This window comes from Azospirillum sp. FG154 (assembly GCF_057809575.1).
In genome coordinates this window covers 197461-208067 of record NZ_JBMDKF010000010.1, presented here as the reverse complement: position 1 = coordinate 208067, position 10607 = coordinate 197461, and the positions used below count along the sequence as shown (strand labels likewise).

General features: G+C 67.6%; 11 protein-coding genes. 8 read left to right on the top strand and 3 right to left on the bottom strand.

From position 1 onward, the window contains the following. Positions 1–57 precede the first annotated feature (57 nt). From ACODS4_RS14245 to ACODS4_RS14235, 3 genes are all read left to right on the top strand, one after another. The gene (locus ACODS4_RS14245; RefSeq protein WP_488864693.1) at positions 58–2310 is read left to right on the top strand and encodes a transketolase-like TK C-terminal-containing protein; all 2253 of its coding nucleotides are present in this window, start codon (positions 58–60) and stop codon (positions 2308–2310) included. Positions 2311–2406: 96 nt separating this feature from the next. After that, on the top strand, positions 2407–2811 hold the full coding sequence (locus ACODS4_RS14240; protein WP_488864691.1) for a response regulator: 405 nt from the start codon (positions 2407–2409) through the stop codon (positions 2809–2811). A 238-nt stretch (positions 2812–3049) separates the two neighbouring features. Next, positions 3050–4438, top strand: a complete 1389-nt coding sequence (locus ACODS4_RS14235; protein WP_488864689.1) for a cation-efflux pump — start codon at positions 3050–3052, stop codon at positions 4436–4438. Positions 4439–4451: 13 nt separating this feature from the next. On the opposite strand, the gene ACODS4_RS14230 is transcribed toward ACODS4_RS14235, so the two are convergent. The 3 genes from ACODS4_RS14230 to ACODS4_RS14220 are packed head-to-tail and all read right to left on the bottom strand — an operon-like array spanning position 4452 to position 6868. Continuing rightward, the gene (locus ACODS4_RS14230) at positions 4452–5873 is read right to left on the bottom strand and encodes an ATP-binding protein (RefSeq protein ID WP_488864687.1); all 1422 of its coding nucleotides are present in this window, start codon (positions 5871–5873) and stop codon (positions 4452–4454) included. Then, complete coding sequence (locus ACODS4_RS14225; RefSeq protein WP_488864685.1) at positions 5870–6529, bottom strand: winged helix-turn-helix domain-containing protein; 660 nt, start codon at positions 6527–6529, stop codon at positions 5870–5872. The genes ACODS4_RS14230 and ACODS4_RS14225 overlap by 4 nt, the downstream gene beginning before the upstream one ends. 3 nt (positions 6530–6532) lie before the next feature. Continuing rightward, positions 6533–6868 (bottom strand): PepSY domain-containing protein, encoded by a 336-nt coding sequence (locus ACODS4_RS14220; protein ID WP_488864683.1) that lies wholly within the window; start codon positions 6866–6868, stop codon positions 6533–6535. A gap of 216 nt (positions 6869–7084) precedes the next feature. On the opposite strand from ACODS4_RS14220, the gene ACODS4_RS14215 reads away from it, so the two are divergent. The 5 genes from ACODS4_RS14215 (at position 7085) to ACODS4_RS14195 (ending at position 10586) form a co-directional block, all read left to right on the top strand. Further along, positions 7085–7489, top strand: a complete 405-nt coding sequence (locus ACODS4_RS14215) for a cytochrome c maturation protein CcmE (RefSeq protein WP_488864681.1) — start codon at positions 7085–7087, stop codon at positions 7487–7489. Between the two features lie 33 nt (positions 7490–7522). Beyond that, entirely contained in the window at positions 7523–7660 is a 138-nt protein-coding gene (locus ACODS4_RS14210; protein ID WP_488864679.1) for a hypothetical protein, read from the top strand. Between the two features lie 31 nt (positions 7661–7691). After that, a complete protein-coding gene (locus tag ACODS4_RS14205; protein ID WP_488864677.1) occupies positions 7692–8639 on the top strand; it encodes a DUF1924 domain-containing protein in 948 nt (315 codons plus the stop codon). A gap of 14 nt (positions 8640–8653) precedes the next feature. Then, a complete protein-coding gene (locus ACODS4_RS14200) occupies positions 8654–9097 on the top strand; it encodes a diheme cytochrome c (protein WP_488864675.1) in 444 nt (147 codons plus the stop codon). Between the two features lie 193 nt (positions 9098–9290). Then, positions 9291–10586, top strand: coding sequence for a methyl-accepting chemotaxis protein (locus tag ACODS4_RS14195; RefSeq protein ID WP_488864673.1), 1296 nt, complete (start codon positions 9291–9293; stop codon positions 10584–10586). Positions 10587–10607 lie beyond the last annotated feature (21 nt).

The window sequence follows — 10607 nt, the reverse complement described above, 5'->3', positions numbered from 1 at the left end:
CGCGAAACTGTCAAACCATCTGGCGGATCACGTCAAACCATTTGGCGCGCTACAATCATGACGGCGCTCTATTTCTCGGCGCTGCGGCCCGAGGACCGGGTGGCGGTCAAGCCGCACGCCAGCCCGAATTTCCACGCCATCCAGTATCTGCTGGGCAACCAGACCCGCGAAAAGCTGGAGAATTTCCGGGGCTACAAGGGCGCGCAATCCTACCCGTCGCGGACCAAGGACGTGGACGACGTCGATTTCTCCACCGGCTCGGTCGGGCTGGGGGTGGCGCAGACGCTGTTCGCCTCGCTGACCCAGGATTATTTGAAGGCCAAGGCTCTCGCCCCGGATCTGCCCGAAGGGCGCATGGTGTCGCTGGTCGGCGACGCCGAAATGGACGAGGGCAACATCTTTGAGGCGCTGCTGGAAGGCTGGAAACACGGCCTGCGCAACACCTGGTGGATCGTCGATTACAACCGCCAGAGCCTGGACGCGGTGATCCGCGAAGGGCTGTGGGAGCGGTTGGAGAACATCTTCCGCGCCTTTGGCTGGGACGTGGTGATCCTGAAATACGGGTCGCTGATGCAGGCGGCCTTTCAGGAGCCGGGCGGCGAGCGGCTGCGCGACTGGATCGACACCTGCCCGAACCAGCTCTATGCGGCGCTGACCTATCAGGGCGGCGCGGCGTGGCGGCGGCGCCTGATGGATGATCTGGGCGACCAGGGGCCGGTGACGGCCTTGATCGAGCGGCGCGACGACGCGGAACTGGCGCGGCTGATGGGCAATCTGGGCGGCCATGATCTGCCCTCCCTGCTCGACGCCTTCCACGCGGCGCGGACGCACGACCGCCCGGTCTGCTTCATCGCCTACACCATCAAGGGCGCCGGGCTGCCGCTGGCCGGTCACAAGGACAATCATTCCGGCCTGTTGACGCCCGCCCAGATGGACGGTTTCCGCGCCGCCTGCAACATCCGCCCCGGCCAGGAGTGGGAGCCGTTCGAGGGGCTGGATCTGCCGGGCGCGACGCTCGAAGCCTTTCTGGCGCGCGTGCCCTTCGCTCAAAAGGGGCGGCGGCGCCACAGCGCGGCGGCGGTTCCGGTTCCGGCGGCCCTGCCGGTCCCCAGCCAGAAAAGCCTGTCCACCCAAGCCTCCTTCGGCCTGATTCTGAACGAGGTGGGGCGCGAGCGGTCGGAACTGGCCGAACGGATCGTGACGACGGCCCCCGACGTCACCGTCTCCACCAACCTCGGCGCCTGGGTCAACCGGCGCGGCCTGTTCGCCAAGCGCGAGATGGCCGACGTGTTCAAAAAGGAACGCATCCCCTCGACCTACAATTGGGAGTTCTCGCCCAAGGGCCAGCACATGGAGCTGGGCATCGCCGAGTCCAACCTGTTCATCATGCTGTCGGCGTTGGGCCTGTCGCATTCGCTGTTCGGCGAGCGGCTGTTGCCCATCGGCACGGTTTACGACCCCTTCATCATGCGCGGGGCCGATCAGTTGAACTACGCCTGTTACCAGGACGCGCGGTTCCTGCTGGTGGCGACGCCGTCGGGGGTGACGCTGGCCCCGGAAGGCGGGGCGCACCAATCCATCGCCACCCCGTTGGTGGGGATGGCGCAGGATGGCCTGGCCTATTTTGAACCGGCCTTCGCCGACGAATTGGCGGTGGTGATGCGCTGGGCCTTCGACTACATGCAGCGGGAGGGGGCCAAGGACGGGACGGAGCCGGACGAACGCAACTGGCTGCGCGACGAAACCGGCGGGGCGGTCTATCTGCGCCTGTCCTCGCGCGCGCTGGAGCAGCCGACCCGCGTGATGGACGAGGGGCTGGCGCGCGACGTCGTCGATGGCGGCTATTGGCTGCGCCGTCCGGGGCCGAACGCCCAGGTCGTCATCGCCTACACCGGGGCCATCGCGCCCGAAGCCATCGAGGCGGTCGGGCTGCTGGGCGAGGATCGGCGGGATGTCGGGTTGCTGGCCGTCACCTCCGCCGACCGCCTGCACGCGGGCTGGAGCGCGGCGCAGCGGGCGCGGGAGCGGGGCTTGAGCCACGCCCGTTCGCACATCGAACGGCTGCTCGACGGGCTGCCGCCCCATTGCGCCCTGGTGACGGTTGCCGACGCCCACCCGGCGACGCTGGGCTGGCTCGGTTCGGTCGCCGGGCATCGCACGCGGGCGCTGGGGGTGGAGCATTTCGGCCAGACCGGGACGCTGGCCGATCTGTACCGCCATTTCGGCATCGACGCCCAGGCCATCGCCCGGTCGGCGGAAGCGCTGTCGCCGGGCCGCCCGGTGCGGCATCTGCGCGCGGTCGTTTCATGACGGTTTTGTGTCAACACCCCGTCGGGGGAAGCTTCCGCTTCACCCCGACGGTCAAAAATGCGAGCATGCTTGGTCTTCCCTCGCCTGAGCCGCTTGATGAGCCAACCGTGTCACGCCCTTGTCGTTGACGATCAGCCGGTGAACCGCCTGCTGGCCAGCCGCATGCTGGACAAGATGGGCTGGACCGTCGCCCAGGTGGACAGCGGCCCGGCGGCCTTGGACTGGCTGGCGGCCAACCCGGCGGCCCTTATCATGCTGGACATCAGCATGCCAGTCATGTCGGGCAAGGAGGTCTGCCAGCGGGTCCGCGCCGAAGGGTTGGGCGGGCAGGGCGTCCGCATCGTCGCCTACACCGCGCATGGTCAGCCGGAGGAGCGGGCGGAATTCCTCTCCATCGGTTTTGACGCCGTGCTGGTCAAGCCGATCAGCCGCGACAGCGTGGAGAAGGTTTTGACCGCTCTGGCCTTGCCCGCGTCGGCGGCTGGAACAGGGGCGGCCTGACGGTCGCGCAAACGGGGGCCAATCAGTCGATTTGCCTCTCCGCTTTCCACTCGCCCCATGACCGGATCGGCGCTTACGCTGCGTTGCAACATGTTCGCAGAAGCCTCGCCACGCCAAGCTGTGATAAGCAAACGGACAGGGGCGGCGCGCCGGGGGAACCGAACCGACGAACCTGTGTTCATCGAGGGTTCAGCCTTTGACGGGCAGGGTCCAGCCCGGCAATCATGGAAACGGCATCATGTCGAACGAAAAGGAATCGGTCGCTCTGACCTCGATGGTGGCGAGCGCCGCGATGACGATTGGCAAGCTGATCGTGGGATTTTCCACCGGCAGCCTCGGCATCCTGTCGGAGGGCGTGCACAGCCTGCTCGATTTCGTCGCCACGGCGCTGACCTACGCCGCCGTGCGGGTCAGCGACACGCCGCCGGACGACGGCCACCCCTATGGCCACGGCAAGGTGGAAAGCGTCGCGGCGCTCGCCGAAACCGCGCTGCTGTTCCTGACCAGCGCCTGGATCCTGTTTGAAGCCGCCCAACGGCTGCTGGCCGATCATGTCGAGGTCGAAGCGACCTGGTGGTCGGTCGGCGTCATCGTCGCGTCCATCGCCATTGATTTCTTCCGGGCGCGGGAGTTGTCGCGGGTCGCCAAGGAAACCAAGAGTCAGGCGTTGGAGGCCGACGCGCTGCATTTCTCCTCCGACATCCTCAGCTCCTCGGTCGTGCTGGTCGGGTTGGGTCTGGTCTGGCTCGGCTACCCCAAGGGCGATCCGCTGGCCGCCATCGGCGTCGCTCTGTTCGTCTGTCTGGCGGGCTACCGTTTGGGGCGGCGGACCATCGACACGCTGATCGACGCCGCCCCGGTCGGCGTGGCCGACCGCGTGACCGCGCTGGTTTCCACCGTGCCCGGCGTGGCGGCGGTGCGCGGGGTGCGGGTGCGTCCGGGGGGCAGCACGCTGTTCGTCGATCTGGACATCGCGGTCAGCCGCCTGTTGCCGCCCGGTCGGGTCGCGGCGGTGGTCGAGGACGCGGCCAACGCCATCCGCGCCGAAATGTCGGAGGCCGAGGTTCGGGTCGGCACGCAATCCCTGGCGCTGGACGATGAAACGATTCTGGAGCGGGTCGGCGCCGTCGCCGGTCATCACGGGCAGGCGGTTCATCATGTCACCGTGCAGCGGGTGGGGGAGGCGCTGTCCGTCGCCTATGACCTGGAGGTGGACGGCGATTGGCCGCTGAACCGGGCGCACGGCGTGGCGACCGCGCTGGAGGGCGCCATCCGGTCGGAACTGGGCGACAGCGTGGAGGTTGAAACCCACATCGAACCGCGCTCCGGCCACCCCGTGCGCAGCCAAGAGGTCGATTCGGCCACCGTCGCGTCCATCCAGGCGGCGCTCAGCGACGCCATCGCCGGGCATGACGGCTTGCTCGACATCCATTCCCTGCGCGTGCGCGAGGCGGACGGGCGGCTCTACGTCGTCTTCCACTGCCACGCCGACCCGCAGATGCCGGTGTTCCAGGCCCATGAGGCGATTGACCGGGTGGAGCGGCGGGTGCGCGGCGCCTGGCCCTCAATCCTGCGCATCGTCGGCCACATCGAACCCGCCCACGACGACAAACCCGCCGCCGTGTGAGCGGCGGTCCCCCTCATCCGCCGTCGCGCGCCATCGGCAGGCGCAGGCGGGCGCGCAGGCCGCCCAGCGGGGAATCCTCCAGCGTCAGGTCGCCGCCATAGAGCCGGGCCAGATCATGGACCACGGTCAGGCCAAGCCCGGTTCCCGGCACGCTTTCGTCCAGCCGCACGCCGGGCATCAGAACGGCCTCGCGCCGGTCGGCGGGCAGGCCCGGCCCGTCATCGTCCACCGTCAGGATCAACCAGCCGGGCGCGTCGTCCCGGCGCGAGGCGACAGCCACCCGGCGGCGCGCCCAGGCGCAGGCGTTGTCCACCAGATTGCCCAGCATCTCGTCGAGATCCTCGCGTTCTCCGGCAAAGGAATGATCCGCCGCGCTGTCGGCGACGATCTCCAACGCGCGGTCGGCGTGCAGCTTGCGCATCACCCGCGCCAGCGCCGCCACGCGGTCGGCCACTGGGGCGCTGAGGCCGGGAATTCCGCGTGACGCCGCCGCGCGGGCGCGGGCCATGTGATGGTCGATGTGGCGGCGCATCACCGCGACCCGCTCCACCATGGCGGCGCCGATTCGGCCCGACCCGTCTTGGCCGTTCTGGGAATCGAGCAAGCGCGCCTCGTTCGCCAGCATGGCGAGGTTGGTTTTCAACGCGTGGGCCAGATTGCCCGCCTGAAGCCGCCCGCGCCCGACGCTGTCCTCGGCGTGGGCCAGCAGGGCGTTGAGGTCGTCGACCAGCGGCATGATTTCGCTGGGCATCGCTTCGGTGAAGCGCTTTTGCCGACCGGCGCGCACGGCGTTCAAACCGCTGCGCAGGCGCGACAGCGGGCGCAGGCCGATTTGCACCTGGATCACCGCCGCCGCGATCAGCGCCAGGGCCAGCGCCCCCAACGACAGCGTCAGCGTGCGGTTGAAGGAGTCCATCACCCGGCCCATCTCGGCCCGGTCGGCGGCGATGGCGATGCGGATCGGCGCGTCGGGCCGTTCGGGCAGCACGACCGAGCGCTCCATCACGCTCAACATCTGGCCCGCCGGGCCGCTGACGACGTGGCGGTGCAGGGCGCTTGGCTCCACCGAATCGGCGGGCAGGGCCAGCACGCTGTCCCACAAGGAGCGGGAGCTGAGGATGGTCTCGCCCGGCCCGCCGATCTGCCAATACAGCCCCGACAACGGGCGGCGGAAACGCGGATCGCTCAAGGGCTGGCGCAAGGAGAGTTGGCCCTGGTCGTCCAGTTCCAGCGACGCCGCCAACTGCTCCAGGTGATTGAGCATCTCGTCCTGGAAACGCTGGTGGATGCGGTCCTGAAACAGGCCGGACAGGACGAATCCGGCGATGGTCAGCGCCAGCGTGATCCAGACGGCGGCCCCGGCCAGCAGGCGGAAGCGCAGGGAATCCGGCCACCAGCGGACGCGGCGCAAGCGCCCGATCATGCGCCCGATCATGCCTCATCCAACCGATAGCCGAGCCCGCGCACGGTTTTGATGAGATCGGCCCCGATCTTGCGGCGCAGACGCCCGACGAACACCTCCACCGTGTTGGAATCGCGGTCGAAATCCTGGGCGTAGACATGCTCGATCAGCTCGCTGCGCGACACCACCTGACCCTTGCGGTGCATCAGATAGGACAGCACGCGGTATTCAAAGGCGGTCAGCTCCACCGGCTCGCCCGCGACCGTCACCCGCCCGCTGCGGGTGTCGAGCACCACGGGGCCGCAAGCGATGTCGGCGGCGGCGTGGCCCTTGGCCCGGCGTATCAGGGCGCGGATGCGGGCCAGCAACTCTTCCATGCTGAAGGGCTTGGCGAGGTAATCGTCGGCCCCGGCGTCGATGCCCTGGACCTTTTCATGCCAGGAGCCGCGCGCGGTCAAGATCAGCACCGGGGCCGTCATCCCGCCGCGCCGCCAGCTCCGCAACACCGACAGCCCGTCGATCTTCGGCAGGCCAAGGTCGAGGATGACGGCGTCGTAGGGTTCGGTTTCGCCGAGAAACTGGCCCTCCTCGCCATCCCCGGCGCAATCGACGGCGTAGCCGTCGGCCTCCAGCCGTTGGGTCAGTTGGCGCGCCAACTCGGTGGTGTCTTCGACGATCAGCACGCGCATGGCTCACCTCTGTTCTTCGTGGCGTCGCTTCCACCCCTTGCTGTGGATCAGGGCGCCGGTGGCGGCCTCATACTCCAGCTTCAGGATGCGGCCATCCGCCGCCATCAGTTTCAGCTCGTACCGCAGGCCGTCGCGTTCATCCTCCAGCTCGACGTCGAGAACCTCGCCGCCGAACTGCTCCTTGGCCTTGGCGACGATCTGCTCCAACGGCAGGATCCGGCCCGCTTGCAGCGCCTCGCGCGCTCGGCTGTGGTCGTCCGCTTCGGCGGACGCGGGCGAGGGGACCGCCGCCGCGACGAGAAGGATGGCGACGATCCGGGCAAGGTGGGGGAGCGGCATGGACACCTCGGCTTGTTCGCGAGTTTCGCTCGCCGGTCCAGAAAAGGGAAGTCAGCCTAACGCCGCAACCCTGAACCCGGGCTGAACGACCGATGGTTTGGAGAATTCGGCTGAACGGAGAATGAACGACCCGTTCAGGATCGCCTCAGCCCCAACGGCGCAGTGTGTGGTTCATCGGACGGATCGCCGCCCGTTTCCCACACTTGGAGCGTCGCCATGTTGAAGATCACGCTGTTCGCCACCGCCGCCCTTGCGACCCTTGCCGCCGTCGCGCCGGTTCAAGCGGGTGAGCGTCACCGCGACGAGGGTCGCCACGCCGCCGCGCAAGCCAGCGCCCCCCAGCCGATCACCGACGTGCTGAAGGCGGGCGGCGGCACGGTCAGCGGCACGGTCCAATCGGTCGCCGGCACATGGTTCGCCGTCAATGACGGGCGCGACGTCATCGCCGTCGACAATCGCGGCCTTCTGCCCGAGGGAATCGAGACCGGCGCGCCGATCACGGTGGTCGGCGGCGTTCACCAGGGCGCGATCCACGCCGCCCAGATCATCCGCGACGACGGAACCAGCTTTGGCCGCGACGTCCTGCGGGGGCGGGGCGACCGCAAGCATGACGACGATTGACCGCACCGCCCTTTTTAGGCTTCGGAGCCTGTCATGTTGAAAAAAATGATGATTCACACGCTGATCGCCGCGCTCTTGCTGGGCGCGGCGGCGGCGGCCTATCAGGCGGCGGCGTATCCGGGGGGCCTGTCCGGCCTGTGGAGCGCCGCCCACGATCAACACGACGATTGACGTTCCCCAGTTTTTTTCACGGAGCCGCGCCATGGCCGCCCGCAAACCAACCTCCATCGAAATGACCGCGCTGTTGACGTTTCACGCGGTTCTCTCCGGGGCGTTCATCGTCGCCTATCTGTCGGGCGACGAGGACACCTACGGCATCCACGTTTTTTCCGGCTATGCGGCGCTGATCGCCCTGGCGTTGCGCGCGGTGGCTGGATTGTTGGCTTCTGAAGGCAGCCCGCTGCGCTTTCCCAGACCGGCGCTTGGCCCCTTGGTCGGGTGGTTGACGCGTCTGACGCGCGGCGAGGCGCAGGCCCGACGCGAGCGCAGCCCGTTGATCGCCTGGATGGCGGCGGCTCTGTTGATCGCCGTCGGCGGGGCGGCGGCGAGCGGGATGGCGGCCGATTTCATCACCTCGGTCGATCATCTGCACGAGGCGCTTGGCGACGTCGCGCTGGGCGTCGTCGTGGCGCACATCGCGGTGGTCTTCGCCCTGCACGGGTTGAAACGGCTGGGGACCCCGCCGGTGAAGGCGTTGCCTCGGGCGTCCGTCTCACCGCTGTGCGCGTTGGTGGTCGGGTTGGGCGTCGCTGGCGCTGCGCTGGGCGACCGCTCGGCTCTGGCGGCGGCCAACGACACGGCGCGCGCGGGGCTGTTGAACGGCTACGCCGCCCAGGCCAAGGCGCAAAATCCGAGCTTCACCGGCTTTTCGGCGGAGCGGGGGCGGGCGCTTTATCTCGGGCCGCACAGCGGCGGCAACGCCGACACCCCGGCTTGCGCCGCCTGCCACACCGCCACGCCGACGGCGACCGGGCGTCACGTCAAGACCGGGCGGAGCATCGAACCGATGGCGACCTCGGCCAACCCGTCGCGCTTCACCGATCCGGCCCAGGTCGAAAAGCGGTTCGAGCGCGATTGCCCGAACGTGCTGGGCCGCGCCTGCACCGCCTTGGAAAAGGGCGATTTCATCACCTTTCTGAACAGCCCGTGACCGGAGACTCCATCATGCGTTCATCCCTTCAGCGCGCCACCCTGTCCCTGCTGCTGGCGGGCGTCGTCGTCAACGTCAGCCCGGCCATCGCCAGCGAATTTGAGCGGGTGGCCCCGGTCACGCACGCGTTGACGCAAAAGGAATGCGGCGAATGCCACATGGCCTTTCAACCGGGTCTGCTGCCCGCCGCGTCGTGGAACCGGCTGATGGACGGCCTGTCCGATCACTTCGGTGAGAAGGCCAGCCTGCCCGCCGACAGCGCCGCCGCCATCCGCGCTTATTTGACCAAAAACGCGGGCGGCGGCGACGGGCGGTTGATCCGCGTCACCGATCAGGATTGGTGGCGGCGCAAGCATCGGCTTGATCCGGCGGTTTGGCAGCGCAAGACCGTTGGGGCCAAAAGCAATTGCGAAGCCTGCCATCGCGAGGCGGGCAAAGGATATTACGAAGACGACTGAAATATTAAAACGGTAAACAGAAATTTAATGACCATCATCAGCAGCAGGAGACAACAAATAATCATTCTCTTCCCTCTTGCCGCTTGTCATAGTGGTGGCAGCCTTTCTGGCGCCCACCAGAATGGACCGTCAGGACGCACAAAAACGCGCCGACCTTGAGGGGCGGGAACAACCAGAAGAAAAAGAGGGAACCATGTTCTTTTCACGCAAAAAGGCGTCGGATCAAAGCAGCGACGCCGAGTTGTTGGCGCTGCTCGACAAACACGCGGGCATCGGCCTGTGGGACGCCAAGCTGCACAACGGCGATCCCATGCACGCGAGCAGCCAATGGCGCTGGTCGGCGGAATTCCGGCGTTTGATGGGCTTTGGCGATGTTGGGGAGTTTCCCAATCTGGTCACGTCCTGGTCTGACCGTTTGCATCCCGATGACGCGGCGGCGACCTTCGCGGCCTTTGGCGCGTGTCTGGCGGATCGCACGGGCCGCACCGGCTATGACGTGGATTACCGCCTGAAGATGAAGAACGGCGGCTACCGCTGGTTCCGGGCCATCGGCGGCGTGGCGCGCGACGGGTCGGGGATGGCGGTGCGGGCCTGCGGGTCGCTGATCGACATCAACGCCGAAAAGGTCAGCGGCAGCGAAAAAGCCGAACAGATGAAGGCGTTGGCCGCGCGGTTCGAGACCAGCGTCATGAATGTGGTGCAGACGGTCTCGACCTCCGCCAGCGACATGCAATCGACCGCGCAGAGCATGTCAACTTCGGCCAAGCAGGCGGCCAACCAGACCGTGGCCATTTCCAACGCCGCCAATCAGGCGACCAGCAACGTGCAGACGGTGGCGGCGGCGACCGAGGAGCTGTCCGCCTCGATTTCCGAAATCAGCCGTCAGGTGACGGAGGCCGCCCGCGTGTCGGCCACCGCGTCGGAGGAAACCGCCCGTACCAACACCATGGTCATCGGCTTGGCCGCCGCCGCCAACAAAATCAGCGAGGTCATCAAGCTCATCAACGACATCGCCAGCCAAACCAACCTGTTGGCCTTGAACGCCACCATCGAGGCGGCGCGCGCGGGGGAAGCGGGCAAGGGCTTCGCCGTGGTGGCGAGCGAGGTGAAGGGGCTGGCCAACCAGACCGCCAAGGCGACCGAGGAAATCAGCGCGCAGATCACCGCCGTGCAGGATGAAACCCGCCGCACCGTCGAGGCGATCAAGAGCATCGGCACCGTGATCGACCAAGTTCGTCAGATCTCGTCCGGCATCGCCGTCGCCGTCGATCAGCAGGGCGCGACCACCCAGGAAATCGCCCGGAATGTGCAGCAGGCCGCGCAGGCGACGCGCGGCGTGTCCGACAACATCAACGCGGTCAGCCAGGCCACCTCCACCGCCGGGCAATCGGCGGATCTGGTGCTCAGCTCCGTTGGGGCGTTGTCGCAGAACTCCGACCGGCTGCGGACGGAGGTCGCGAGCTTCCTGTCGTCGGTGCGGGCGGGGTGATTGAATCCGGCTTAGCGCGCG